This window comes from Promicromonospora sp. Marseille-Q5078 (assembly GCF_050315395.1).
In the GTDB taxonomy this organism is placed as follows: Bacteria; Actinomycetota; Actinomycetes; order Actinomycetales; family Cellulomonadaceae; genus Isoptericola.
Window position 1 is genome coordinate 1,694,989 of the sequence record NZ_JBNPQG010000001.1, and the last position, 26,693, is coordinate 1,721,681.

Annotated in this window: 19 protein-coding genes; 10 read left to right on the top strand and 9 right to left on the bottom strand. The window is 75.3% G+C overall.

All coding sequences use genetic code 11. The features are described 5' to 3' along the window. Positions 1 to 22 precede the first annotated feature (22 nt). Positions 23 to 997 carry a helix-turn-helix transcriptional regulator gene (locus ACQFYA_RS07855; protein WP_499122777.1) on the bottom strand — a complete coding sequence of 325 codons (975 nt, stop codon included), beginning with the start codon at positions 995 to 997 and terminating at the stop codon, positions 23 to 25. 128 nt (positions 998 to 1,125) lie between these two features. On the opposite strand from ACQFYA_RS07855, the gene ACQFYA_RS07860 reads away from it, so the two are divergent. Then, positions 1,126 to 1,527: a RidA family protein gene (locus tag ACQFYA_RS07860; protein WP_499122778.1), complete on the top strand. Its 402-nt coding sequence runs from the start codon at positions 1,126 to 1,128 to the stop codon at positions 1,525 to 1,527. A gap of 107 nt (positions 1,528 to 1,634) precedes the next feature. Next, positions 1,635 to 2,615, top strand: a complete 981-nt coding sequence (locus ACQFYA_RS07865; protein ID WP_499122780.1) for a phosphotransferase — start codon at positions 1,635 to 1,637, stop codon at positions 2,613 to 2,615. 30 nt (positions 2,616 to 2,645) lie between these two features. Here ACQFYA_RS07865 and ACQFYA_RS07870 read toward each other — a convergent pair whose 3' ends face one another. Continuing rightward, positions 2,646 to 3,431, bottom strand: coding sequence for an SDR family NAD(P)-dependent oxidoreductase (locus ACQFYA_RS07870; protein WP_499122782.1), 786 nt, complete (start codon positions 3,429 to 3,431; stop codon positions 2,646 to 2,648). A 181-nt stretch (positions 3,432 to 3,612) separates the two neighbouring features. Between ACQFYA_RS07870 and ACQFYA_RS07875 the strand changes: the two genes are divergently transcribed. The 3 genes from ACQFYA_RS07875 (at position 3,613) to ACQFYA_RS07885 (ending at position 7,968) form a co-directional block, all read left to right on the top strand. Next, positions 3,613 to 5,658 carry a dynamin family protein gene (locus ACQFYA_RS07875; protein WP_499122784.1) on the top strand — a complete coding sequence of 682 codons (2,046 nt, stop codon included), beginning with the start codon at positions 3,613 to 3,615 and terminating at the stop codon, positions 5,656 to 5,658. Further along, on the top strand, positions 5,655 to 7,385 hold the full coding sequence (locus ACQFYA_RS07880) for a GTPase (RefSeq protein ID WP_499122786.1): 1,731 nt from the start codon (positions 5,655 to 5,657) through the stop codon (positions 7,383 to 7,385). The genes ACQFYA_RS07875 and ACQFYA_RS07880 overlap by 4 nt, the downstream gene beginning before the upstream one ends. A gap of 79 nt (positions 7,386 to 7,464) precedes the next feature. Then, positions 7,465 to 7,968, top strand: a complete 504-nt coding sequence (locus tag ACQFYA_RS07885) for an acyl-CoA thioesterase (RefSeq protein WP_499122788.1) — start codon at positions 7,465 to 7,467, stop codon at positions 7,966 to 7,968. A 20-nt stretch (positions 7,969 to 7,988) separates the two neighbouring features. Here the strand turns inward: ACQFYA_RS07885 and ACQFYA_RS07890 are convergent, their stop codons facing one another. From ACQFYA_RS07890 to ACQFYA_RS07900, 3 genes are read right to left on the bottom strand one after another with little or no spacing between them, the layout of a single operon-like run. After that, positions 7,989 to 8,975, bottom strand: a complete 987-nt coding sequence (locus tag ACQFYA_RS07890) for a DNA topoisomerase IB (protein ID WP_499122790.1) — start codon at positions 8,973 to 8,975, stop codon at positions 7,989 to 7,991. A 51-nt stretch (positions 8,976 to 9,026) separates the two neighbouring features. Further along, complete coding sequence (locus ACQFYA_RS07895) at positions 9,027 to 9,950, bottom strand: acyl-CoA thioesterase (protein WP_499122792.1); 924 nt, start codon at positions 9,948 to 9,950, stop codon at positions 9,027 to 9,029. Between the two features lie 49 nt (positions 9,951 to 9,999). Beyond that, positions 10,000 to 10,386: a globin gene (locus tag ACQFYA_RS07900; RefSeq protein WP_499122794.1), complete on the bottom strand. Its 387-nt coding sequence runs from the start codon at positions 10,384 to 10,386 to the stop codon at positions 10,000 to 10,002. A 125-nt stretch (positions 10,387 to 10,511) separates the two neighbouring features. Here ACQFYA_RS07900 and ACQFYA_RS07905 point away from each other — a divergent pair, with 125 nt between their 5' ends. Further along, positions 10,512 to 10,760, top strand: a complete 249-nt coding sequence (locus ACQFYA_RS07905) for a PTS sugar transporter subunit IIB (protein WP_499122797.1) — start codon at positions 10,512 to 10,514, stop codon at positions 10,758 to 10,760. Positions 10,761 to 10,781: 21 nt separating this feature from the next. On the opposite strand, the gene ACQFYA_RS07910 is transcribed toward ACQFYA_RS07905, so the two are convergent. Then, a complete protein-coding gene (locus ACQFYA_RS07910; protein WP_499122799.1) occupies positions 10,782 to 11,867 on the bottom strand; it encodes a mechanosensitive ion channel family protein in 1,086 nt (361 codons plus the stop codon). A 267-nt stretch (positions 11,868 to 12,134) separates the two neighbouring features. Here ACQFYA_RS07910 and malQ point away from each other — a divergent pair, with 267 nt between their 5' ends. Further along, entirely contained in the window at positions 12,135 to 14,270 is a 2,136-nt protein-coding gene (gene malQ, locus ACQFYA_RS07915) for a 4-alpha-glucanotransferase (protein ID WP_499127474.1), read from the top strand. Between the two features lie 88 nt (positions 14,271 to 14,358). On the opposite strand, the gene pepN is transcribed toward malQ, so the two are convergent. Beyond that, entirely contained in the window at positions 14,359 to 16,923 is a 2,565-nt protein-coding gene (gene pepN, locus ACQFYA_RS07920) for an aminopeptidase N (RefSeq protein WP_499122801.1), read from the bottom strand. 744 nt (positions 16,924 to 17,667) lie between these two features. Between pepN and ACQFYA_RS07925 the strand changes: the two genes are divergently transcribed. Further along, on the top strand, positions 17,668 to 18,252 hold the full coding sequence (locus tag ACQFYA_RS07925) for a hypothetical protein (RefSeq protein WP_499122804.1): 585 nt from the start codon (positions 17,668 to 17,670) through the stop codon (positions 18,250 to 18,252). 78 nt (positions 18,253 to 18,330) lie between these two features. Here the strand turns inward: ACQFYA_RS07925 and ACQFYA_RS07930 are convergent, their stop codons facing one another. Continuing rightward, positions 18,331 to 20,343, bottom strand: coding sequence for a M13 family metallopeptidase (locus tag ACQFYA_RS07930; RefSeq protein ID WP_499122805.1), 2,013 nt, complete (start codon positions 20,341 to 20,343; stop codon positions 18,331 to 18,333). A gap of 65 nt (positions 20,344 to 20,408) precedes the next feature. Between ACQFYA_RS07930 and ACQFYA_RS07935 the strand changes: the two genes are divergently transcribed. Both ACQFYA_RS07935 and ACQFYA_RS07940 read left to right on the top strand, forming a co-directional pair. Beyond that, the gene (locus ACQFYA_RS07935) at positions 20,409 to 20,876 is read left to right on the top strand and encodes a ribose-5-phosphate isomerase (protein ID WP_499122808.1); all 468 of its coding nucleotides are present in this window, start codon (positions 20,409 to 20,411) and stop codon (positions 20,874 to 20,876) included. A 1-nt stretch (position 20,877) separates the two neighbouring features. Next, on the top strand, positions 20,878 to 21,870 hold the full coding sequence (locus tag ACQFYA_RS07940; RefSeq protein WP_499122810.1) for an Fpg/Nei family DNA glycosylase: 993 nt from the start codon (positions 20,878 to 20,880) through the stop codon (positions 21,868 to 21,870). A gap of 79 nt (positions 21,871 to 21,949) precedes the next feature. Here ACQFYA_RS07940 and ACQFYA_RS07945 read toward each other — a convergent pair whose 3' ends face one another. Then, positions 21,950 to 26,611: a S8 family serine peptidase gene (locus ACQFYA_RS07945; RefSeq protein ID WP_499122812.1), complete on the bottom strand. Its 4,662-nt coding sequence runs from the start codon at positions 26,609 to 26,611 to the stop codon at positions 21,950 to 21,952. Positions 26,612 to 26,693: the final 82 nt, after the last annotated feature.

Sequence of the window (26,693 nt, forward strand, 5' to 3'; positions counted from 1 at the left end):
GGGCGTCGTTCGTCGTGGCGCTTCAGTCGGGGGCCTCGTAGCGCGCGGCGAGGGCGGCAGCGCGCTCGCGGAGGGCGGCGCGCAACGACGGCGGGGTCAGCGCCTCCGCGTCCGTGCCGAGCTGCCACAGCGCCCACTCGGCGTGACGTGAGTCCTGGAACGTCGCCTCCAGCCGCAGCCAGCCGTGGTCGTCGGGTTCCTCGGAGTGGAGGGCCAGCGCGGTGCCCGCCAGCTCGTCGCGCCGCGCCGGGCTCAACCGGAGCCGCACGCCGACCTGCTCGCCGCCGGCCCTGAACCGTGCGCTGCGTTCCCGCCAGACCTGGCCCAGGTCGACCTTGTCGGGACGCCGGGACGGCTCGGGCAGCATCTCGGCGGCCAGGATCCGGGACAGCCGGTAGGTGCGGTCCGCGCCGGACGTCGTGGCCAGCAGATAGCCCTTGTCGCGCACGGTGACCAGGCCGATCGGGTCCACCGTGCGCCATCTCGGGCCCTGGCCCGCCGCCGCGTAGTGGAGGCGGAGCCGGTGCCCGGCGAGCACCGCGCGCCGGACCTCGGTCATGACGGCGCCGGGCACCTCCTCGGTGACGTAGCGGCGTGAGAGCAGGTCGGTCTCCGGGTCGACGAGGAAGCGCTGAGCGACGTCGACCGCGGTGTCGCGGTGGTTCTGGGGCAGGGCGTCGACCACCTTGCGCGTCGCCGAGGCGAGCGCCGAGCCGAGGCCGAACACCTGGCTGCCCCCCTTCGACCCGGCGGTCAGCAGGGCCAGTGCCTCGTCGTGGTTCAGCCCGGTCAGCTCGGTCCGGAAACCGGGCAGCAGCGCGAAGCCGCCGTGCCGGCCGCGCTCGGAGTAGACCGGGACGCCGGCGGCCGAGAGCGCCTCGATGTCGCGCAGCACGGTGCGGGTGGACACCTCCAGCTCGTGGGCCAGCGTGGCCGCGGAGAGCCGCCCGCGCTGGCGCAGCAGCAGGACGAGCGAGACCAGCCGATCGGCGCGCATGGCACGAACCTATCGACATACATGACACAAGGTGTCGTGATGAGTGGGCAGGCTCGGCTCCACGACGTCACGACCGGCGGCCATCGAGCCGTCGGGCGGACGTGCCCCACGAGACGGATGGAGCTGATGTGGCGACGGAACGAACGGCGGTCAACCCGGTGACGTGGTCGGTGGAGAGGGGGTTCAACCAGGGCGAGGTCGTCTCCGGGCACGGCCGGACCCTGTACATCTCGGGCCAGACGGCCATGAGTGCCGACGGTGGACCCCGGCACGACGGCGACATGGCGGCACAGCTGGCGCTGAGCCTCGACAACGTCGAGGCGGTGCTCGGCGCGGCCGGCATGACCCTCGCCGACCTGGTCCGGGTCAACGTCTACACCACCGACGTCGACCTGCTCTTTCGGCACTACGGGGTGCTGGCGGCGCGGCTCGGCGCCGCCAGGGCGGCGCCGGCCACCACGATGCTCGAAGTGGCACGGCTGGCGATCCCCGGCCAGATGATCGAGCTCGAAGGCACCGCCGTCGCGTGAGACGACCGCTCCACCCCACCGCTGCTCGTGCCGGTCGCGCCGGCACGAGCGGCGGGCGGGCAGCAATTTGACTGGGGCGGCCCGCCCTGGCCGGTGATACTCCCCGGATGAGCGCCACGAGCCCCACCCGGACCCGCCCCGTCTGGCCCGAGCTGCCCGTGCCCGTGCGGTCCGCGATCGAGGCGCGCCTCGGCGCGACCGTCATGGGCTGGACCAGCCACGACGGCGGCTACTCGCAGGGTCTCGCCTCCACGCTGCGCACCGGCGGCGGCGCGGTGTTCGTCAAGGCGATCGGGCCCGAGCACCCGTTCACGGTCGGGCTGTACCGCGAGGAGGCGCGGCGCGCGGCGCTGCTGCCCGACGGTGTCCCGACGCCGCGGATCCTGTGGTCCACGGAGATCCCGGCGCCGGGCGACACGGGTCGGGACGCGTGGGTCGCGCTCGCGTTCGAGACGCTCGACTCGCGCAACCCGCGCACGCCGTGGGACGACGACGAGCTGCAGGTCGTTCTCGACCTCGCGGTCGCGGTGGGGGAGCACCCGGTGCCCGCCGGCACCCTGCCCGGCTTCGAGACCGAGTTCCCGACCGGCCGGATGCAGCGGCTGGCCGCCGAGCTCCCCGCCGGGCTCGCTGCCTACGACCCGTGGCTCGCGGCACAGCTGGACCGGCTGGCCGAGACCGAGCGCGACGAACCGGTCGCCGTCGCCGGGACGTCGCTGGTGCACGGCGACCTGCGCGGAGACAACGCGCTGCTGCTCGAGGCGCCCGACCGCGGCCCCGGTGGCACGCGGGCCCTGGCCGTCGACTGGCCGAACGCTGCCCGGGGCGCGGCCTTCTGCAACCTGGTGGGCATGCTGCCAGCGGTCGAGGTCGAGGGCGGGCCGCCCCCGGAGGAGGCGCTGCGCCGCCGCCCGTTGCCGCCGGGCACGGACGACGACGCGGTGACGGCCTACCTCGTGGCGATGGCGGGGTACTTCGTGCACTCGTCGCTCCAGCCGCCGCCCCCGGGCATCCCGCACGTGCGGGCGTTCCAGCGCGCCCAGGGCGACGCGTGCGTCGCGTGGCTGCGCCGCCGGCTCGGGTCCTGACGGTCGGCCGCTCCAGAAGGGCGCCGTCCGTCAGGTCGTGAGCCGGGCGGCGAGCGGCACGACGAGGGAGCGGGGGAGCAGGCGCCCCAGGCCCGCGCCGAACCGGTTGAGCGCCCCCGGCACGACGCTCGACGGCGTGCGACGGGCGTCGAGCGCCCGGATCGCGGCGGCGACCACCTCGGGGGCGGACTGCAGGCTCGCCGAGGCCGCGAGCGGCGACTCCGCGACGTCGAAGAACTCCGTGCGCGTCGGGCCCGGGCACAGGGCGGTGACCCGCACGCCCGTGCGGCGCAGCTCGTGGGCGAGCGCCTGGGTGAAGCTCAGCACGAACGCCTTCGTGGCGCCGTACACGGCCATGGTCGGGATGGGCTGGAACGCGGCCATGCTCGACACGTTCAGGACGAACCCGCGGCCCGACGCCGTGATCGGGCCGAGCAGCGCGCGCGTGAGCGCCACGACCGCGCCGACGTTGAGCCGGACCTCGCGGTCCAGGCGTGTGGCGTCGGCGTCGGCGAACCCGCCCGACGTGGCGAAGCCGGCGTTGTTCACGAGCGAGTCGACCGCGAGGGACCGTGCGTCGAGGAACTCGGTCAGGGTGGCGACGGCGTCGTCCTGCGCGAGGTCGAGCGGCAGGACGTGCGCGCGGACGCCGTACCCGTCCTCGAGCTCCTGGGCGAGCGCGGCGAGCCGGTCGGCCCGGCGCGCCACGAGGACCAGGTCGGAGCCGCGCGCGGCGAGCACCTGCGCGAACTCGGCGCCGAGGCCCGAGCTCGCGCCGGTGACGACCGTGGTGGTCCCGTGCAGGTCGAGGGGCATGGGGGAGTTCCTTTCGACAGGGTAGGCAGCGACCCCCACAGTCTCGTGGACGACGCCTCACGGTAGATGTTCGGTAGGTGTTCGGTGTCGGCGCGCCCGCGGACGGGTCGGGACGGCGGCGGACCTGCGCCGGCCCTGCGCCGGACCTGCGCCGATCGTCCGACCTGGGCACACTGAGCACATGACGGACCCGGACGCCACGCCCTCCCCGACCTCCGGGGGCGGCGCGGACGACCGGCGTCAGGAGGGGACGGCCGCGGCAGCGCCGGCGGCCGCCCTCGTGGAGTCCCTCGACCTGCTGCGCGCCCGGCTCGGCGCGATGCGGCTGCCCCTGGAGACGCCGGGGGTCCCCGCCGCGCGCACGGACCTGCGCCAGGCGGTGGACCAGCTCGACGACTACCTGCTGCCGCGGCTGCGCTCGGAGCGGGCGCCGCTGCTGGTCGTCGTGGGCGGGTCCACGGGGGCGGGCAAGTCGACCCTGGTCAACTCGCTGCTGGGGGAGCCCGTCTCCGCACCCGGCGTGCTGCGCCCCACCACCCGGGCGCCCGTGCTGGTGCACCACCCGCTCGACGCCCGCTGGTTCACGACCGACCGCGTGCTGCCCGGCCTGGCCCGGGTCACGTCGTCGGGCACCGCCCCCGACGGCCGGGCCGCCGGGGCGGACGGCGCCACCGGCCGGGCGCCGGCGGAGGGGGCGGCCGCGCTGCGGCTGGTCGCGAGCGAGGCCCTGCCGCAGGGGCTCGCGCTGCTGGACGCGCCCGACATCGACTCCGTGGAGACCGCCAACCGCGAGCTGGCCGGGCAGCTGCTCGGCGCGGCGGACCTGTGGCTCTTCGTCACGACGGCAGCCCGCTACGCCGACGCGGTGCCGTGGGACCTGCTCGGCCAGGCGGCGCGCCGGCGCGCGCAGGTCGCCATCGTGCTGGACCGCGTGGACCCGGGCGCGGAGGTGGTGGCCGACGACCTGCGCCGCATGACCGTCGAGCACGGGCTGGGCGACGCCCGCGTGTTCGTGCTCGGCGAGGCCGCCGAGCAGGGGCCGGGCGCGCTGGTCGACGGGCTGCTGCCGGAGGCCGCGGTCGCGGAGGTCGCGACGTGGCTGTCGGGGCTCGGCGGCGACCCCGAGGCGCGGGCGCGGGTCATCGCCGCCACGCGGGACGGCGTCGTGGACGACCTCGTGCGCCGCGCGGTGGCGCTCGCCGAGACCGCGGACGGTCAGGAGGTGGCCGACGCGCGGCTGCGCGACGCGGTGCGGCGGTACCACGCCGAGGCGCTGGCGCAGGTCGAGGCCGCGACGTCCGACGGCGCGCTGCTGCGCGGCGAGGTGCTGGCCCGCTGGCAGGACTTCGTCGGCACGGGGGAGTTCTTCCGGGCCGTCGAGGTCGGGGTGGGTCGGGCGCGCGACGCCGTGGTGCGGTTCTTCCGCGGCCGGCCGAAGGAGGCCCCACAGGTGGAGCAGGCCATCGCGCACGGCCTGGAGTCGGTGATCCTGGACGCGGCCGAGCAGGCGGCCGAGCGCACCTACGCGGCCTGGCGGGGCGACGGCGCGGGGGCCGCCCTGCTGGACGGTCTGGACCTGGCCAGGGTGCCGGCGGCGTTGCGCACCGAGGTGGCGGAACAGATCCGGGGCTGGCAGGAGGACGTGCTGTCGCTGGTGCGCGAGCAGGGCGAGTCGCGGCGCGGCACCGCGCGTGCGGTCTCGTTCGGGGTCAACGCGCTGGGCGTCAGCCTCATGGTGATCGTCTTCGCGTCGACCGCGGGGCTCACAGGCGCGGAGATCGGCATCGCCGGCGGCACGGCCGTGGTGGCCCAGAAGCTGCTGGAGGCGGTCTTCGGCGACGAGGCCGTGCGCCGGCTCGCCGCCCAGGCGAAGGAACGGCTCAACGGCCGCCTCGACGCGGTGCTCCGCGGCCAGGCCGCGCGGTACACCGCGCAGCTCGACGCGCTCGGCACGCAGGACACGGGCGCGGAAGGCGTGCGCGACGCCGCGCACCGCGTGGCCGGGGCGGCCCGCGCCGAGCGCGCCGCCCGGTCGGTGCCCGACGAGGGCGCCACCCGCCCCTGGAGCGGGGGGCTGCTGCGGGGCGCCGGGCGGCTCCGCCCGCCGGACGGCCCCGACCGCGGGGCGCCCGCCGAGGAGCCCGCGCGCCGGGAGGACGACGCCGGCCGCCGCGGCTGGTGGTCGCGCTGGCGGTCCCGCGACCGCGGCGAGGAGGGCGCCCAGTGAGCCGTATCGACCTCGCGGACCGCACCGCGGCGCTGGAGACCGCGGTCGTGACGGCGAACGGCCGCCTCGACCGCGGGCTGCTCGACGCGGCGCGCGCTGTCGTGACGCGGGCGCGCGAGCGCGGCGGGCTGTCCGCGGAGCACACGGTCGTGGCGCTCGCGGGCGCGACGGGGTCCGGCAAGTCCAGCGTGCTCAACGCCGTCGCGGACGACGAGATCGCGACCGTCGGCGTGCGGCGGCCCACCACGTCCCACGCCGTCGCGGCCGTGTGGGGCGAAGGCGCGGGCCCGCTGCTGGACTGGCTCGAGGTGAAGCGGCGCCAGGAGATGCCGACGCCGGCCGACGACGAGGCCGAGGCGCGGTCCCCGCGGCGGGGCCTCGGCCGGCTGCGCGGGAGGCGCGCGCCCGCGGGCATCTCGACCGGCCTCGTGCTGCTCGACCTGCCCGACCACGACTCGGTGGTGGTCGAGCACCGGGTGCGGGCGGAGCGGCTGGTCGAGCGGGCGGACCTGCTGGTGTGGGTCGTGGACCCGCAGAAGTACGCCGACGCCGCGCTGCACGAGCGGTACCTGCGCCCGCTGGCCGGCCGGTCGGAGGTGGTCGTGGTGGTGCTCAACCAGGCCGACCGGCTCTCGGACGCGGAGACCGACGCCATGCTGGCCGACCTGCGCCGCCTGGTCGCCGCCGACGGGCTGGACGGCTCCCGCGTCCTGGCGGTGTCGGCCGCGACGGGGCAGGGGACGGACCAGCTCAAGGGGTTGCTCGCCGACGCCGCGGCGCGGCGCGAGGCGGCGACCGCGCGCCTGGCCGCGGACGCCCGGGCCGCGGCGCAGCGCATCGCGGACGCGTGCGGGACCAGCTCCGCCCCGCGGACGGGGGAGCGCGCCGCGGGCACGCTCGTGGACGCCCTCGAGGACGCGGCGGGCGTGCCCACGGTCGCGCAGGCCGTGGCGTCGGCCCACCGCCGCGACGCCCACCTCGCCACGGGGTGGCCGGTCACCCGCTGGGTGTCCCGGCTCCGGCGCGACCCGCTGCGCCGGCTCGGGCTGCGCCGCGGGCCCGACGGCGGCGTGGCCGACCGGGGGACGTCCGGGCGGGAGGGCTCCGACCGTCCGGACCTGGTGCGCAGCTCCCTGCCCACCACGCGGCCGGCGGTGCGCGCCGCGGCGGCCTCGGCGGTGCGCCGGTACGTCGACGAGGTCACCGACGGCGCCCCCGACCCGTGGGTGCTGGTCGCCCGGGCGCGCGCGCAGGACGCGATCGACCGGCTGCCCGGCGACCTCGACCAGGCGGTCGTCGGCACGCAGCTCGAGGCCGCGCGGCGACCCCGCTGGTGGGCGGTCGTCGGGACGGTGCAGTGGCTGCTGCTCGCCGCGGCGGTCGTGGGCCTGCTGTGGCTGGCCGCGGCCGCGGTCGTGGAGTACTTCCGGCTGCCGTCGCTGATCCTGCCCGTGCTCACGGTGGATCTCACGGGCGCCGGCGGCGGCGTCCTCGAGGTCCCGTGGCCGACGCTGCTGGCGCTCGGCGGGCTCGTGCTGGGCCTCCTGCTCGCGCTGGTCGCCCGCGGCGCGGCCGCCTGGGGCGCCCGGCGTCGCGCCGTCCGCGTGCGCCGACGGCTGCGCGAGGCCGTCGCGGCCGTCGCCGACCGCCTGGTGCGCGTGCCGGTGGGCGACGAGCTGAGCGCGCTCGCACGCTGCCGCGCCGCGGCCGCGATCGCCGCCGGCTGACGGGTCGGTGCCGGGTCGATTCGGGGTCGATTCGGGGTCGATTCCGGAGCAGGTGCGGCGGCGTGCGACGATGCGAGCCATGACCCGTCTGCACGTCCCCGTCCCCCTGCGCTGGTCCGACCTCGACGCGTACCAGCACGTCAACAACGTCGCGATGCTCCGCCTCCTGGAGGATGCGCGGATCACGGCGTTCTGGCGGCACCCGGAGGCCGTGGACGGCGAGGAGTGGCCCACCGCCATCCTCGACACCGGCCCGCACGCGACGTCGCACACGCTGGTCGCGGGGCAGCAGATCGAGTACCTGCGGCCGCTCGGCTTCTCCCGGACGCCCGTGCGCGTGGAGATGTGGATCGGCTCCATCGGCGGCGCGAGCCTGGAGGTCTGCTACGAGGTGCACGACGGCGTGCCGGGCGGGGTCGACCGCACCGGTCCCGCCTCGGGCGGCAAGGCGTACGTCAAGGCGGTGACCACGATCGTCGTCGTCGACGCCGCGACCGGGGCCCCGCGCCGCATCGCCGACGACGAGCGCGCCGCCTGGGAGGAGTTCGTCGAGGAGCCCGTGGCCTTCCGCCGCCGCGGCTGACGACACGCCGTCGCGCGCGGTCAGCCCAGCAGGTCCAGCACCGCCCGCTCGGCGGCCGAGCGGGACCGGGTCGTGCCGATGGTCTCGCCGTGCTCCCACAGGTCGAACAGGCGGGGGTCGATGTACGACGACCGCGCGACGGCCGGGGTGTTGCCGAGCTCGTCCGCGACGTCGCGCACGATCGCGGTGACCACCCGGCGTCGTGCCCGGTGCGAGGCAGGCGGAGCGCCGGCGTCGGCGAGCGCGCGGGCGGTCAGCACCGTGGCGTGCCAGGTGCGGAAGTCCTTGGGCGTCGCGTCCTCGCCCAGGCGGTCCCGCACGTCCGCCTGCACGTCGGTGCTCGTGACGTCGTGGTAGCGGACCCGGCGGTCGTGGTCGTCCTCGCGCCAGGCGAGCAGGTCGGTGCCGCCGCGCCGTCGCTTCAGCGTCGTGACGAGCCGGGCCACGACCGGGTCCTCGACCAGGACGTCGCGCCGCTGCCCGGACTTGGACGGGTAGCGGAAGTGCACGCTGCCGTCGCGCCGCACGGTGGCGTGCTCCTTGCGGATCGTCGCGAGCCCGTAGCTGCCGTGGCGCTTCGCGTAGACCTCGCCGCCGGCCCGGAAGTACGCCTCGTCGAGCAGCCGGAACGCCAGCGCGAGCACCGTGCGCGGGCCGAGCCCGGGTGCGGCCAGGTCGCGTGTCACCCTGGCCCGGGCTGCGGGGAGGCGTCGCCCGACGTCGAGCACGTGGTCGTGCTTGCGCCGCGCCCGCCGCGCCTGCCACTCCTCGTGGTAGAGGTACTGGCCGCGCCCGGCGTCGTCCCGGCCGAACGCCTGCAGGTGGCCGTCCGCGTACCGGCAGATCCACACGTCGGACCAGGCGGGCGGGACGGCGAGGCGCGTGCAACGGGCGACCTCGGCCTCGTCGTCGAGGGGCACGCCCGCGACGTCGAGGAAGACCCAGCCGTCGCCCTTCGGGCGGCGGGAGTAGCCGGGGGAGGACGCGGAGACGCGGCGCAGGCGCACGCGCACAGTCTGCGGCGGGCGCGCCGGCCCCGCGCGGTGTGGTCCTCGCCGTCAGCCGGGGAGGCGGAGCATGCCCTCCTGCGCGATGCTCGCCACCAGCCGGCCCTCCCGGTCGTACACGCGGGCCAGGCCGAGGCCGCGCCCGCCCTGCGCGCCCGGGGACTCCTGCACGTACAGCAGCCAGTCGTCGGCGCGGGCGTCGCGGTGGAACCACATGGCGTGGTCGAGGCTCGCCATCGGCACGGTGCCGCCGACCTCCGTCCACGACTTCCCGGCCTGCCGCAGCACCGGCTCGAGCATGACCTGGTCGCAGGCGAAGGCCAGCAGCGCCCGGTGCAGCAGGCGGTCGTCCGACTCGATCGCGTGCCGTGCGCGGACCCACACCTGCTGGGTGGGCTTCGGGTCGGGGTCAGGGCCGAGGTACAGCGAGCCGCCCACGTGCCGCAGGTCGAACGCCGACTCGTGCGACCAGAACTTCGCGGCCGGGTGGTCGATGCCGTGGAGCACGTCGATCGCGGAGGGGACCTCCTCGGGCGGCGGCACGTCGCCGGGCGCCGGCTCGGAGGCCTCGTAGCCCGGCTGGTCCACCTGGAACGACACGGTGAGCGACAGGATCGGCTTGTTGTGCTGGATGGCGTGCGAACGCCGGGCGCTGAACGACCGCCCGTCGCGCAGCCGCTCCACGGCGAAGTCGATCGGCGTGTCCAGGGTGCCCTCGCGCAGGAAGTACGCGTGCAGCGAGTGCGGCAGGCGGTCGTCGTCGACCGTGCGGCCGCACGCGAGGAGCGCCTGCGCCAGCACCTGACCGCCGTACACGCGCCGGGCGGGGCCGGGCACGGAGTCGCCGCGCCACAGGTCGTCCTCCCCGCGCGGGCCCCAGCCGTCGACCTCGCGCAGGTCGAGCGTCGACAGGAGGCGGTCCAGGGCGTCGGGGATGCCCGCCGAGGCGGGGGCGGTGGTGGACGTCTCGCTCACGCGCACTCCAGGGTCACTCGTCGGGTCGAGCCCGGGGACGGTCGTGGGGTCACTCGTCGAACGTGTTGATCATGCTGAAGGCGGCCCGCTCCAGGTAGTCCCACAGCTGGGACTCGTGGATCGGCGCCAGGTCCAGCGAGTCGACGGCGGCACGCATGTGGTGCAGCCAGCGGTCGCGGGCGTCGGGGTTGACCTTGAACGGCGCGTGCCGCATGCGCAGCCGCGGGTGCCCGCGCTGCTGGCTGTACGTCGTGGGGCCGCCCCAGTACTGCTCGAGGAAGAGCGTGAGCCGCACCTTCGCGGGGCCGAGGTCCTCCTCGGGGTACATCGGGCGCAGCACCTCGTCGGTGGCGACGCCCTCGTAGAACACGTCGACCAGGCGTTCGAAGGTCGCGTGCCCGCCGACGGCGTCGTAGAACGACTCGGGGGGAGGCACGGGTGAAGTCTGGTCCGTCACCGGGCCATCTTCCCAGACACCGGGCACGCTGCTGCCCCCGCTCGTGCGCCCGGGGGGTTACCCTGGTCACGGACCTGCAACGACGCACTCCACGGGAGGCCCCTATGACCATCGCGGCGCACAAGGCGGACGACATCCTCGCGGCGCTCGGCGGTAGCCGGAACGTCGTCGAGCTCGAGCCCTGCATCACCCGCCTGAGGGTCGAGGTGAGCGACCCTGCCCTGGTGGACGAGCCGGGCCTCAAGGCGTCGGGCGCGTTCGGCGTGGTGCGCTCGGGTCGCGTGGTGCAGGTCATCGTGGGCCCGGAGGCCGACGACCTGGCCGCGCAGATGGACCCGCTGCTCGTCTCCTGACCGCCCGGGGGCCCGGACCGGTCAGCCCTCGGGGTCGGCCGCCCGCTCGAGGAGGGTGGTGCCCTGCAGCACGCCCGCCGTGCGCAGCTCCGCCTGGGCGAGGCGCCGCATCTCGCGCGAGACACCCCATTGCTCGCCGGGCCGGGTCTGCGCGTGCAGCGTGAACGTCATCGAGAAGTCCGTCACGGCGTCGACCCCGCGCACGGACGGCGCCTCGAGCAGCAACGGGGACAGCTCCGGGTCGGCCTGCACGGCGTCCGCCGCGCGGCCGAGGGCGGTCCGCACCACGTCGACGTCGGAGTCCAGCGGCACGAGGATCTCCGCGACCGCGCGCGACCACTGCTGGCTGAAGTTGCCCGCCCGCAGGATCTCGCCGTTGCGCACGTACCAGAGCGTGCCGTCGAAGGCCCGGACCTGGGTGACGCGCAGCTGCACCTCCTCGACCGTGCCGATCGCCCCGGACCCGAGGTCCACCACGTCGCCCACGCCGAACTGGTCCTCGACCAGCAGGAGGACGCCGGAGATGAAGTCCTTCACCAGGCTCTGGGCGCCGAAGCCGAGCGCGACGCCGACCACGCCGGCGGAGGCCACGAGCGGGGCGACGTTGACCTGGAACTGCTGCAGGATCATCAGCGCCATGATCGTGCCGACCGCGATGTTGGCGGTCGAGCGCAGCACCGACCCGACGGTCCGGGCCCGCTGCGCGCGCCGCTGGCTGGCCAGCGGGTTCGCCATCGCGAGCGCGTCCTCCATGAACGGCGTGCGGCTCAGGTAGCGGCGCCACGCCCCGGCGGGCGCCGAGGGGTCCTTCGGCGGCTCGGTGGTCTTCGTGCCCGCGCCCGTGGCGATGCGCTCGGTCACGTGCCCGATCACGCGCCGCAGCAGCGCGAGGACGATGCCGCCGATCGCCAGGATGATCAGGATCTGCAGCGGCCAGCCGGTGAACCAGTCCCAGAAGGCGTTGCCGGCCTCGGCGGCGGCCTCGACGCCCTGCTCCACCACGCCACCGGTGCTCGTCGGCGTGGGTGAGGGTGCCGGGTCCGGCGTCGTCGACGTCGCGGCCGAGGCATGGGCAGCGGTCCGGAGCGCGGAGATCACGGGGGTCACCCGACCCACGGTAACGAGAGCGGGCGTCTCGACGAAACGCCGCGCGGCCCGGTCCCGCGCCGCGTGGGTGGACTGCCTGGTGGGGCGCGGGATGGCAGGATCGTCCCCGTGAGCAAGGATCAGCCGACCACCCCGGACGACACGGACGAGACGCCCGACGACGTGAGCGCCGATGCGCCCGAGGCGGTGGCCGACACTCCGACGCACCCGTCGCCCGGTCCCTCGACCGATCCCTCGACCCAGCCCCGGGCCGACGAGCCGGCCGACGTGCCGAGCGACGAGCTGCGTGAGCTCGCCGAGCTGCACGGGGTGCTCACCGAGCACCACGGCTTCGGCGGCGAGGTCGTGACCGCCCCCGCGTCCACGCTGGTCGCCCTCCTCCGCGCGCTGGGCGTGCCGGCGGACTCCGCGGCGCAGGTCACCCACAGCCTCCAGCGGGTGCGCGACGACGAGTGGCGGGCCGTGCTGCCCCCGACGGTCGTCGTGCGCGAGGGTGCCGACGCGCAGGTGCCGGTGCACGTGACCGACGGCGCGGCCGTGCACGTGTGGCTCGAGCTGGACGGCGCCGAGCCCGCCGCGCGCGAGCACGCCGTGCGCCGCCGCCAGGACCTCGAGCAGCTGGACGTCCTGGTCGAGCCGCGCACGGTCGACGGGCGCCGCGTCGGGCGCGCGACCTTCGCCCTCCCGGCCGACCTCCCGCTGGGCTGGCACTCGCTGCACGCGCTCACGGAGGGCCACGAGTCGCGCGCCACGGTCGTCGTCACGCCGCGCCGGCTCGAGCTGCCGGCGGGGCTGGAGGACGACCAGTGGTGGGGCTTCCTCGTCCAGCTGTACTCGGTGCGCTCGCGCACGTCGTGGGGCATCGGCGACCTCGCCGACCTCGCCGACCTGGCGTGGCTGACCGCGCACCGCGGCGGCGCGGACTTCGTCGGCGTGAACCCCCTGTCGGCCACCGAGCCGGTGACGCCGCTGACCCCGTCGCCGTACCTGCCGACCAGCCGGCGCTTCCTCAGCCCGCTGTACGTGCGGGTGGAGGACATCCCGGAGACGGCGTACCTCTCCGCCGCCGACCGCTCCCTCGTGGAGTGGGCGGCCGACCCGGTGCGCGACCTCGTGGCCGACCCGGGCGCGCTGGACCGCGACGCGGTGTGGGAGGCCAAGAAGGCGGCCCTCGAGGTGGTGTTCACCGCGCCGCGGCGCGCCGCGCGCGAGGCCGCGTACCAGGAGTTCGTCGCCGAGGAGGGCGTGGGCCTGCGCGACTTCGCGACGTGGTGCGCGATCGTCGAGCACCTCGGGTCCCGCCCGCGGCCGGACGAGCTGGGCGACCCGGCCTCACCCGCCGTCGCCGCGCTGCGCGAGCAGCTCGCCGAGCGGGTCGAGTTCTACGTCTGGCTGCAGTGGGTGGCCGACGAGCAGAAGCAGACGGCGCAGCGCGTGGCGCGCGAGGCCGGGATGCGGATCGGCATCATGCACGACCTCGCGGTCGGCGCCCACCCCGAGGGCGCCGACGCGTGGGCGCACCGGGACGTGCTGGCCCGCGACGTCTCCGTCGGGGCGCCCCCGGACATGTACAACCAGCGCGGGCAGTCGTGGTCGCAGCCGCCGTGGAACCCGCGTGCGCTCGACCGCGCCGGCTACGCGCCGTACCGCGACATGCTGCGCACCGTGCTGCGGCACGCGGGCGCGCTGCGCGTCGACCACGTGCTCGGCCTCTTCCGGCAGTGGTGGGTGCCCGCCGGCGCGGAGCCGTCCGCCGGTGCCTACGTGCGGTCCGACCACGAGGCGCTGGTCGGGATCCTCTGCCTGGAGGCGCGGCGCGCGGGCGCCGTCGTCGTGGGGGAGGACCTCGGCGTCTTCGAGCCGTGGGTGCGCGACGAGCTCGCCGACCGCGGCGTCCTCGGCACCTCCGTGCTGTGGTTCGAGAAGGAGGACGGGCGGCCGCTGGAGCCGGAGAAGTACCGGCGCGCGTCGCTCGCGACCGTCGGCACGCACGACATGCCGCCCGCGGCCGGCTACCTCGCCGGCGAGCACGTGGACCTGCGCGAGCGCCTCGGGCTGCTCGCCGACGACGCCCAGGAGCTGCGCAGCGAGGCCCGCGCCGAGCGGGACGCCGCCGTGCTGGCCCTCGCGATGCGGGGGCTTGTCTCCGACCACCCGTCGGAGCGGGAGATCGTCGAGGGGCTGCACCGGTACCTGCGCAAGACGCCGGCCGCTCTCGTGGGCGTGCAGCTCACCGACGGCGTCGGCGAGCGGCGCACGCAGAACCAGCCGGGCACCGACCAGGAGTACCCCAACTGGAAGGTGCCGCTGGCCGACGGGTCGGGGAACGTCGTGCTGGTGGACGACCTCTTCGAGAACGCGCGCCTGCGCTCCCTGGTCCAGGCGGTGCGCACCGCGCGCTGACGACTCCGGCGGTCGAACCTGTCGAAACTGGTCGGTGGTTGAGCCTGTCGAAACCTGACGAGGGTTTCGACAGGCTCAACCAGCGGGATCAGGCGTCGGCGGCCTGCGCCGCGAGCGCACGCTCCGTGCCCGCGAGCTGCTCGACGACCATGCGGCGCAGGGCCGCCGGGGCGTCGGCGTGGGCGTCCAGCCAGCCGCGGACGGCGTCGCGCAGCTCGACGGACGCGAGCGGCGCCGGGTAGAGCCCCTCGATGAGCTCCTCGGCGATGTGGTAGCTGCGCGTGGTCCAGATCGGCAGCAGCGCGTCCACGTAGCGGGCGGCGAACGGCTCCAGCACGGCCGGGTCGGTCACGTGCACGAAGCCGGCGGCCGTCGCACGGATGATCGCGTTGGGCACGTCGGAGCGGTCGACGACGGAGGCGAAGGCGGCCTCCTTGCCCTCGACGGACGGCGAGGCGGCACGCGCCCGGGCGGCCGCCTGCCGGCCGGTGGCCGTGTCGTCCTGGCCGAGGGCGTCGTCGATCTCCGCGGTCTCGGCCGCGCCCAGCTGCACGAGGCTCTCGAGCAGCTCCCACCGCAGGTCGGTGTCCACCGTGAGGCCGTCGAGGGCGACAGACCCGTCGAGCAGGCCGCGCAGCGGGGTCACGTGGTCGGGCGTGGACGCCAGCGCCGCGAAGAACTTCACGAGCTGCAGCTGCAGGTCGGAGCCCGCGGACGCCTCCTGCGCGAGGGCCCACAGGCGGTCGCCGATGCGTGCGAGCGTCGCCGCCCGGCGCTCCGGGGCCACGTACGACCGCGCGGCCAGGCCGAGCTGGTTCAGGGTGGTGCGGACGGTGGTCGACTCCGTCTCCGCGGCGATGTTGCCGAGGACGAGGTCGACGTACGCCGAGGCGGGGGTCTCGCCGTCGCGGACGGCGTCCCACACGGACCCCCAGACGAGGGACCGGGCCAGCGGGTCGGTGATGCGCGACAGGTGCTCGACGGCGGCGGCGAGCGAGGCGTCGTCGAGGCGGATCTTCGCGTACGCGAGGTCCTCGTCGTTGAGCAGCACGAGGTCGGGGCGCTCGCGACCGACGAGGTCCGGCACCTCCGTGCGCTCGCCGTCGACGTCGATGACGACCTGGTGCGTGCGCACCAGCGCGCCCTCCACGAGGTCGTAGCACCCGATGCCGAGGCGGTGCGGGCGGATGGTCGGGTAGTCGGCGGCCGCCGACTGCAGGACGGCGAAGCCGCTGATGCGACCCTCGTCGTCGAGCTCGATCTCGGGGCGCAGCGTGTTCACGCCCGCCGTCTCGAGCCACGCCTCCGACCACGCGGCCAGGTCGCGGCCGCTGGTGGCCTCGAGCTCGACCAGGAGGTCGCGCAGCTCCGTGTTGGACCAGGCGTGCTTGCGGAAGTACGCGGACACCCCGCCGAGGAACTCGTCCCGGCCGACCCACGCGGCGAGCTGCTTGAGCACGGAGGCGCCCTTGGCGTACGTGATGCCGTCGAAGTTGACCTGCACGTCCTCGAGGTCGCGGATCTCCGCGACGATCGGGTGCGTGGAGGGCAGCTGGTCCTGCCGGTAGGCCCACGTCTTCTCCATCGCGGAGAACGTGGTCCAGGCCGCCTCCCACTCGGTGGCCTCGGCGGTGGCGAGCGTGGACGCGTACTCCGCGAACGACTCGTTGAGCCACAGGTCGTTCCACCACTTCATGGTGACGAGGTCGCCGAACCACATGTGGGCCAGCTCGTGCAGGATCGTCACGACCCGGCGCTCGCGGATGGCGTCCGTGACCTGGGAGCGGAACACGTAGGACTCGGTGAAGGTGACGCAGCCCGGGTTCTCCATCGCGCCCATGTTGTACTCGGGCACGAACAGCTGGTCGTACTTGTCGAACGGGTACGGCACGCCGAACGTGGACTCGTAGAAGACGAAGCCCTTACGGGTGGTCTCCATGATGTAGTCGGCGTCGAGGTGCTCGGCCAGGGACGTGCGGCAGAACACGCCGAGCGGGATGGTGCGGCCGTCGGACGACGTGAGCTCGCCGCGCTGCACCGCGTACGGGCCGGCGACGAGGGCGACGAGGTAGGACGAGATGCGCGGCGTCGCCCCGAAGGTCCACGTCGCGGCCTGGACGTCGGCGTCCGTCGCGTGCGTGGCGGGGGTCGGCTCCGGCGTCGGCTGGTTGGACACGACGTGCCACGCCGCGGGCGCCGTGACGGTCACCTGGAACGGCGCCTTGAGGTCGGGCTGCTCGAAGGTGGCGAAGACGCGGCGGGCGTCCGGCACCTCGAACTGCGTGTACAGGTAGACCTCGCCGTCGACGGGGTCCACGAAACGGTGCAGGCCCTCGCCGGTGTTCGTGTAGCCGCAGTCGGCGACGACGCGCAGCTCGTTCTGCGCGGCGAGGTCGGTCAGCGCGATGCGCGAGTCGGCGAACACCTCCGCAGGGTCCAGCGCGCGGCCGTTGAGCACGATCTCGCGCACGGACGGGGCCACGAGGTCGACGAACGTGCCCGCGCCGGGGGTGGCCGAGAACCGGATGACGGTGGTGGACGCGAACGTGGTCGGTCCGGTGGTCAGGTCGAGGTCGATGGCGTACGACTCGACGTCGGTGACGACGTCGGCGCGCTCGATCGCCTCGACGCGGGTCAGGTTCTCTCCGGGCACGGGTTCTCCCTCGTCTCAAGGTGGTGCCGCGCGTGATGGGCGCGCAGGCTCGCGCACGATGATGCCACCTCGGGCCCCGGTCGACGCACGGCTTTCCCCCGGTCGCGCGGGGTGCGGACGGCGGTCAGGGCGGGGCGCCGCGTAGCGGGGCGCGGGGACGGGTTCGACCGCCGAGACCCGATCGTGACATCCTGCCCGGTGCGTCGTCGGGGCGAGGGTGCCCCGCACACCGCCCGACGGCGCCCGAGAGCCACTGGAGGGAGTCCAGATGTCCGGCACCGTTCCGCCGCCCCCGCCGGGGCACGACGGCAGGCCGCCGTCCGTGCCGCCGGCGTCGCCGGCCACCGGCGTCCGCCGCGTCGCGTCCGCGTACCGACGACCGACGTCCGCCGACACCGCGGCCGAGGTCCCGCTGCAGCAGATCACCGCTCCGTCCGCCGCGGCCGTGCCGCAGCCCACGGCGCCGCAGGCGTCGACGCCGGGCGCGGGCGCGCCCACCGTGCACGCCCCGGTGCCCCCGCCGCCGGACGCGGCGCCCGCGCGGCCGGCGCCGGTGCACCAGCCGACCCAGCAGATCCCGCCGGCCGCGCCGTACGCGCCGCAGCCCGGGCAGTACCCGCCCGCGTACGCCGCCGCGGCCACCCAGGTCCAGCAGCCCGTTCCCGCGCAGCCCGCCTCTGCGCAGCCCGTCTACGCGCAGCCCGCCCCGCCGGCCCCCGGTGGGGCTACCCGCCGGCCGCGGCCGTGGGCGCGCCCCCGCCGCCGCCCCGGGCTCCGGGTCGTCGGCGCCGGCTCTCCGGCGGCTGGATCGCGTTCATCGCGGTCGACGTGGTGCTGGTCGTCGCCATGGTGGTGTTCGCGGTGCAGATGTTCACCGCGCCGTCGCCCGGCGGCGCGCAGGCCGGCGCCGACACGGCGGCCTCGCCGACTCCGTCGGCCTCTGCCTCCGCCTCCGCGGAGGCGCCGATGCAGGGCGAGCCTCTGGCGCACTTCGCGGCGCCGTCGACGAACATCACCTGCTCGATCTACGCCGACGGCGCGTCCTGCGGGATCGCCGAGCTCAACCAGCAGCCCGCCCCGACGGAGGGCTGCGACGGCACCACGGGCTACGTCGTGACCGTCGACGCCGACGGGAAGGTGGCGCAGCCGTGCGTCCCCGCGAAGGACCAGCCGAAGGCCGCCGGCGGCGACGTCGACGTCCTCGACTACGGCGACTCGATCACCGAGGGCGACTTCACCTGCCGCAGCGAGGACACGGGCATGTCGTGCACCCACGACCCGTCGGGCAACGGCTTCTCCCTCGCCCGCGCGGGCATCGGCACCAGCTGAGGGCCTGAGCAGGACCCCTCCGAGCGCGAGAGCCGCCGGCCACGATCGTGGCCGGCGGCTCTCGTCGTCATCGGGCGGTCACCAGATGCGGACGCGCTCCTCGGGGGCGAGCCAGAGCTCGTCGTCGGGGCCCACGCCGTAGGTGGTGTGGAACTCGTCGATGTTGCGGATCACGCCGTTGCAGCGGAACTCGTTGGGGGAGTGCGGGTCGGTGGCGATGCGCCGCACCATCTCCTCGTCGCGGCCCTTGGACTGCCACACCTGCGCCCACCCGAGGAAGACCCGCTCGAGCCCGGTGAGCCCGTCGACCTCGGGGGCGTCGTCGAGCGACGTGCCGAGCGCGATCCGGTAGGCCTTGATGGCGATGGACAGCCCGCCGAGGTCGCCGATGTTCTCGCCGATCGTGAGGGCGCCGTTGACGTGCGGGCCGTCGTCGGGCAGCTGGGCGGGGCGGAACTGGTCGTACTGCGCGATGAGCGCGGTGGTCCGCTTCTCGAACTCGCTGCGGTCGGTCTCGGTCCACCAGTCCTCGAGGCGGCCGTCGCCGTCGTACTTGGAGCCCTGGTCGTCGAAGCCGTGCCCGATCTCGTGCCCGATGACGCCGCCGATGCCGCCGTAGTTCACGGCGTCGTCGGCGTCGGGGTCGAAGAACGGGGGCTGCAGGATCGCGGCGGGGAAGACGATCTCGTTCATGCCGGGGTTGTAGTAGGCGTTGACCGTCTGCGGCGTCATGAACCACTCGTCGCGGTCGATCGGCCGGCCGATCTTGCCGAGCTCGTGGTCCTGCTCGAAGGCGTGCGCGCGGCGGACGTTGCCGACCAGGTCGGCGGCGTCGACCTCGAGGGCGGCGTAGTCGCGCCACTTCACGGGGTAGCCGACCTTGGGCGTGAACCGCTCGAGCTTGGCGAGCGCCTTGAGCTTGGTCTCGGGCGTCATCCAGTCGAGCGCCTCGATGGACTCGCGGTAGGCGGCCACGAGGTTCGCGACCAGCGTGTCCATCCGCTCCTTGTGCTCCGGCGGGAAGTGGCGGGCCACGTACTGCTCGCCGACGGCCTCGCCGAGCGCCCGCTCGACCAGCGCGACGCCGCGCTTCCACCGGTCGCGCACCTCCTGGGCGCCCGAGAGCGTGCGGCCGTAGAAGTCGAAGTTGGCCTCGACCGTGGCGTCGTCGAGGTACGCGGCGCGGGCGGTGAGCAGGTGGTACGCGGCCCACAGCTTCCAGTCGGCGAGCGGCTCGGACTGCCAGAGCTCGGCGAAGCCGGTGGCGAACGACGGCTCGCGCACGACGAGGGAGTCCAGCGACCCGGCGGGGGCGCCGAGCGCCGCCGCCCAGGCGCGCCAGTCGAACCCGGGCGCCTGCTCGACGAGGTCGGCGAGCGTCATCGGGTTGTAGGTGAGGTCGGCGTCGCGGTCCCGCACCACGTCCCAGTGGTGCGCGGCGAGCTTCGTCTCGAGGGCGAGCACGCGGGCCGCGGCGTCCTCCGGGTCGGCGCCCCAGGCCGAGTCGGCCGAGACACCGGCGAGGCGGAGCATGCGCGCCAGGTGCGGCGCGTACTTCTCGCGGACCGGCGCGTACTGCTCCTCGCGGTAGTACGCCTCGTCGGGCAGGCCGAGCCCGCCCTGCACGAGGTACGTCACGTACGTCTCGGGGTCCTTGGCGTCGTTGTCCACGTAGAACGCGACGGCGCCGCCCCCGCCGGTGCGCTGCAGCGCGCCGAGCACGTCGACGAGCTCGGCGGTCGAGGCCGCGCCCGCGACCTGCGCGAGCTCGGCCGCCACCGGCTCGGTGCCGAGCTGCTGCACCCGGTCGGTGTCGAGGAAGCTCGCGTACAGTGCCCCGATCTTGGCGGGCGTCGACGCGGGGTCGAGGTCCTCGGTGGCCGCGAGGTCCGTGATGATGGCGCGGACCCGCTCCTCGGAGAGGTCGTGCAGCGCGCGGAACGCGCCGTCCATGGCGCGGTCCGCGGGGATCTCGTGCTGGGCGAGCCAGCGCCCGTTGACGTGGCGGTACAGGTCGTCCTGCGGGCGGACGGCCTGGTCGAGGGCGGAGAGGTCGATACCGGACCGCAGCCCGGTCGCGTCGGCAGTCATGGCGTCACCCTACGGCGCGACGCCCACGCGCGGGGCGCCCCCGGAGGTAGGGGAGAATGTGCCGCATGCGTCTGCACATCGCCGCCGATCACGCCGGATACGAGCTCAAGACCCACCTCGTGGACCACCTGCGCGCCGCGGGCCACGACGTCGTCGACCACGGGGCGCACGAGTACGACCCCCAGGACGACTACCCGGCCTTCTGCATCGCCGCCGGCGAGGCCGTCGTCGCGGAGCCCGGCTCGCTCGGCGTCGTCATCGGGGGCTCGGGCAACGGGGAGCAGATCGCGGCCAACAAGGTGGTCGGCGTGCGCTCGGTGCTCGCCTGGTCCCTGGAGACGGCCCGGCTCGGTCGCCAGCACAACGACGCCAACGTCATCGCCGTGGGCGGCCGCATGCACTCCGTCGAGGAGGCGACGTCGTTCGTCGAGGCCTTCGTCGCCGAGCCGTTCAGCGGCGACGCCCGCCACCAGCGCCGCATCGACAAGCTGGCCGCGTACGAGGCGTCGCACGACGTCTCGGCCATCGCCTGACGTGCCCGAGGGGCACACCGTCCACCGCCTCGCGCGGGCCCTCGAGGCGCTGTTCGCCGGGCGGCCGCTCGCCGCGTCCAGCCCGCAGGGCCGGTTCGCCGGCGGTGCCGCGCTGCTCGACGGCGCCGTCCTCGTCGCCTGCGAGGCGTGGGGCAAGCAGCTGTTCTGCGGCTTCGCCGCCGATCCTGCCGCCGACCCCGCCGATGACCCTGCCGACGGCCGCGCCGACCTGCGCTGGCTGCGCGTGCACCTGGGGCTGTACGGGGCGTGGACGTTCGCGGGGGATGGTCCCGACGTCGTGCACGCCATCGGCGCGCCGCGTCGTCGCGTGGGAGAGCGCGAGACCGTCCCCGCCGGCCCCGCGCCCACCGCGGACGGCGGCTGGGAGGCGCCGGAGCCGCGCGGCGCGGTCCGCCTGCGGCTGCTCGCCGACCACGCGGTCGCGGACCTCACCGGCCCGACGGCGTGCGAGGTGCTCACACCGGCCGAGAATGCCGCCGTCGAGGCGCGCCTGGGTCCTGACCCGATCCGTTCCGACGGCGACCGGGACGTGTTCGTCGACAGGGTGCGGCGCTCGCGGGTGACCGTGGGCCAGCAGCTCATGGACCAGGCGGTGATCGCCGGCGTCGGCAACATCTACCGAGCGGAGGCGCTGTTCCGCGCCGGCCTGGACCCGCTGCGCCCGGGCCGCGACGTGCCGGCCGCGACCCTCGCCGCGATCTGGGACGACCTCGTCGTCCTCATGCGCGACGGCGCCGACCGCGGCGCGATCGTCACCACCTGCCCCGAGCACCGGGTGCCCGACGGCGGCGGGGGCGACCCTCGTCGCGTCACCCGGCAGAACACCGACGGCGACGTGGACGCCGTCCCGCGCGACGCGTCGTTCTACGTCTACCACCGTGCCGGGCTGGGATGCCGCGTGTGCGGGTCGCCGGTGCTCACCAAGGAGCTCGCCGGGCGCAACCTCTTCTGGTGCGGGGTCTGCCAGGGCTGACGAGGGACCTGTCGGACGCACCGCGGCCCCGGTCGGCGCGAGGGGCGCCGGCCGGGGCCGCGGTCAGGTGGTCCGGCCCTCAGCAGCCCAGCCGGTCGAGCGTCAGATCGGCCCGGACCGTGCCCCCGGACCGGATCGACGCGCGCATGGTGCCGATCGAGTACCCGTCCTTGGATGCGGCCACGTCGAACGCGCGGTGCGCCTTCTTGTCGAACCAGCGGGACCAGGAGCCGGCCGCCGGCGTGGTGAACGTCCACCGGTCGCCGGCCGACGTGAGCTGCACCGTGGCGCCCTGCAGCGGGGCGGTCGCGGCGCTGCACGACGCGCCGGACACGACGCCGGCGAGCTTGCCCCAGGACTTCGGGGGGTCGACGGTCATCGCGAACGCGACCGGCGCCTGCGGGTACGGCGTGCTCTCCTGCACGGCGACGGTGCCCGTGTACGCGCCGGGCTGGTCGACCGCGGGCGTCACGGCGACCGCGACCTCGACGGACTCGCCGACGGCGAGCTCGGCGGAGGTGGTGTCGGTCGACAGCCAGGCCACGTCGGTCGAGCCCTCCGCGCAGTCGTCGAACCCGGGCAGCACCTCGGCCGCGGGGTCCGGGATGTAGTTCTGCACGGAGCCGCCGACCTTGTAGAAGCCGCAGGCGGCGCCGCCGCGGTACCGCGACGTGCCGGCGTTGGGCATCCGCTCCCAGGTGTCTGCGCCGGGGTCGTACGCGAACGCCGCGTTGGTGATTGTCCCCGCCTGCACGCCGCCGACCACCAGCAGGCGGTCGTTCGCGACGGCGGACGCGGCGCCCCACGCGTCGACGGGGGCGTCGGCGCGGCGGCTCCACTCGTCGGTCCCGGGGTCGTACTGGTACGTCCGCTCCGTCGACGCGCCGTTGTTGCCGCCCGAGCACACGACCGTCCAGTCGATCGCCCCGCAGCCCGCGAATGCCACGCCCTGGGGGTAGTCCGCCACGGCGGACCAGGCGTCGGCGCCCACGTCGTAGGTGAGCACCTCGGAGGACATCGGCGCGCAGCTCGACGTGGAGCACCCGCCGATCACGTACAGCTCGCCGTTCACGACGGCCGCGCCGGCCGCGCTACGGGCCGCGGGCATCGACGTGGCCTGCTCCCAGGCGTTCTTCGCGGCGTCGTAGATCCACGTCTCGGCGGCGACGCCGTCCGGCCCCCAGCCGCCGGTGGCGACGATCCGGCCGTCGACGACGGCCGCGGTCATGGCGTTGCGGGCCGCGGGGAGCGGGGCGACCTCGCGCCAGGCGAGGGTCGCGGGGTCATAGGCCCACACGGCCGCCGTCGGGCCCGCGCCGTCCGAGCCGCCGATCGAGTAGATCGTGCCGTCGAGGCGGACCACCGCGTTGTCCATGATGGCGGTCGGGTAGTCCGCGACCGGCGTCCACGGCTCGGCCGCGGGGCCGGCCGCGGGCTCCGCGGCGGACGCCGCCCGGGCGTCCTTCGCCGACCCGTGCGCGCCCAGCGTCACCGGACCGTCGAGCTCGCGCAGCGGCGCGCCCTTCGCGTCGGCGACGGCGCCGCCGGCCAGCTTGGACCCGTCCGCCCGCAGCAGCGTGAAGTCGCCGTCCCGCTCGCCGAACCGCAGGTCGACGGGCGCGGTCCCGGTGTTGGTGACGTTGATCGTCGCGATGGCGGCGGCCCCGCCGAGCGTGAGCCGCGGCGTCGTGCCCGTGGCGGTGACGTCGATCCGGCCGGCCGGGAGCGCGACGTCGGCCACGGCGACCGTGTCCGGCGCGGCGGTGACCGTCGTCGACGCCGTGGAGTACCGGGTGGCCGCGGCCTCGACCGCGACGTCGCCGGCGTCGGGCGCGAAGAACCAGTAGAACCCGTCGCCGGTCGCGTCGTCGTCCTCGGTGGCGGCGGCACGGACCTCGATGTCGCCCGCGGTGACGGTCGCGCCGGGCACGCCCGAGCCGGTGTTTGCGTCGGTCACCTGTCCGAGCACGAGCGCCCCCGGGTCGGGGACGCACGCGACCTCGTCGCCGGAGGTGTTGGCCCAGGAGACGGCGTTCCACAGGACCTGCTTCGAGTCCGCCGACCAGTCGGCCGGGTACCGGGCGCTCATCGACATCAGCACGTGGCGGTTGTTCGGCCGCTGCTGCAGGCCGATGCCGGCTCCGCGTGGCGCCGAGCCTTCGGTGCCCGCGGTGGCGACGACCTCGCGGCCCTCGCCGGTCCAGCCGGTGAACCACGCCGTGCGCCCGGAGGGGCGCTCGTGGCGCACCCGGTCGCCGACGGCGAGCCCGTCGAGGACAGGGTGGGTGGCGGAGACCTCGTAGTAGGTTCCGGTGCCGCTGCCGTTGCTGCGCTGCACGGCGGTGGGCACGCCGGTCATCGCCGAGAGGGTCGCGATGCCGTTCCACGTGCCGAACGCGTAATCGAGGAAGACGACGCCGGTGCCGTTCGCGTCGCTGTCGGCCAGGAAGGCGTCGAACTGCGCCCGGGTGGGGGCGCTGGAGTTGTACCCCCACAGGACGACGTCGTAGCCGCGCACCTGGTCCAGCTCGTCGGGGGTGAAGAGGTCGACCGTCAGGCCCTCGGCCGCGAAGAGCTTCGCGATCTCGCTGCCCGGGTCGAAGGTGACGGCCGCGACGCGCGGCTGCACCTGGTGGTAGCCCGGCGCGGTGCAGGGCAGCGTGTCCACCGGGACGTCGACGTCGAGGGAGACCGTGTCGCCGGCCGCGGCGTCCGTCATGTCCACCGTCCGCGCTACGGTCTCGTAGCCGGGGTAGGCGGCCGCGACCCGCAGGTCGTACTCGGCGCCGACCGGCAGCGAGAGGGTGTAGGTGCCGTCCTTCGGGTCGGTGTGCACGGTCCCGAGCGGCGTCCCGTCGACGGCGACCGTCGCGTACAGCGGCCAGCCGTGGCCGGAGCCGTCGGTCACGGTGCCGGTCACCTCCGCCCGCGGGGTCGGCGTGAGCGCCACCTTCCGGCTGGTCGTGGCGTCCTCGGTGACATCCGCGGTCGCGGCGGCGTCGTCGTAGCCGAACGCGCGGACGGCGACGTCGTAGGTGCCGACGGGGAGGGTCAGGGAGCCGTGCCCCGCGGCGTCGAGCGTCACGTCGCGGTCGGTGTCCGGCCCGGTGAGGTGGACCTCGGCGCCCGTGACGGCGTCGCCGGTCGCGGTGTCGGTGACGTCGATCGCCAGCGTGCCGATCGGGCCGCGGTCGCCCGCCTGCACGAGGGCGAGGGCGTCGAGGCGGCCCTCGCCGTAGACGTTGTTGTCGTCGGCGGTGCCGCCGCACTGGAGGTCCTCGGCGTCGACCGCGGTCTCGTCGAGCATGGCCCGGGTGGTCAGCAGGTCGCCCACCAGGCTCGGCTGGGCCGACCACAGCAGCGCGATCGCGCCGGAGACGTGCGGGGCGGCCATGGACGTGCCGTCCAGCACCCCGTAGGAGCCGCCGGGCACGGACGAGCGGACCGCGACGCCGGGCGCGGAGATGTCGGGCTTGACGCCGCCGTCCTGCCCGGAGCCGCGCGACGAGAACGACGCGATGGTGCCGGTCGAGTCGTAGGCACCCACGGAGTAGTTGATGATCCGGGACCCGGGCGAGCCGGCGGAGCTGCAACTCGGTCCGATGTTGCCGTTGGACCACACGGCGAAGATCCCGGAGGCGGCCCACGCCTCCTGGACGTCCTCCATGAACGGGTCGACGGAGGCCGTCTGGGTGCCCCAGGAGTTGTTGATGATCTGCGGCCGCCTCGCCGGGTCGGCGCCCGTGCCGTCGGTCTTCGTCGGGGCGAGCATCCACTGGGCTGCCTCGACGAGATCGACGTCCGAGCAGGTGTCGCAGCCGTTGGCCGTGATCCACGTGGCTCCGGGGGCGACGCCGATCTCGTGGTCCGCGTCCGAGCCGACCATGGTGCCCATCGTGTGGGTGCCGTGCCCGTTCACGTCGCAGGGTGCGCCGTCGCACCGCCCGCTCGTGTCGAGCCAGTTGTAGTCGTGGGTGAAGGTGCCGTCGCCGTTGTTGCCGCGGTACTTGCCGACCAGGGCGGGGTGGTCGTACTGGACGCCCGAGTCGATGCTGGCGACGGTGACGCCCTTGCCGTCGACCCCGGATGCCCAGACGTCGTCGGCGTGGATCTGCGTCAGGCCCCACTCGACGGCGGTGGTCGCGGCGTCGCGGGCCGCCTCGGGGGTGGCGGGCTCGACCTGGTCGTACGTGCGCGACGGCCACAGCGCGTCGACGGACGCCAGCCCGGCGAGCGTCGAGGCCAGCTCGGTGGACCCGTCGGAGACGTAGACGGCGTTGGTCGCCCAGAACGTCTCGTAGTCGGCGTCCGCGGCGTCGAGCGTGGCGAGCACGCCCTTCTGGCTCTCGCGCGCGTTCTCGCGCAGCGCGTCGACGACGGCGGCGCCGCGCGCGTCCCAGTCGGCGGTGCCCGCCGCGGCGTCCAGCCCGGCGGTGGGGGTGTCGCCCAAGCGGACCCAGAAGTCGGCCGTGCCGTGCGCGTCGAGCGCGCGGGACACGCCGGGCCGGATCTTGTCGCCGACATCGGCGGTAGAGGTGCCGGTCGAGGACCCGGTCGCGGTCCCGGTCGAGGTCGCGCTCGACGTCGCGGGTGCCACCGCGGGGACGGCCGCGGCGGGCAGCGCGAGACCTGTCAGCGCCGCCGCCGCGACGAGGGCGGGCACGGTGCGGGCGGCGCCGCGGCGTCGTGCGCCGGGTGGGGCCGACCGTCGGGCCGAGAACCTGGACCAGGGGGACGACATGGGACCTCCACGGGACGACTGCGCGGAGCGGGACCGCTCCGCGCTCACCCTCGCCGCCTCCCGACGACCGTTGCCATGGGGA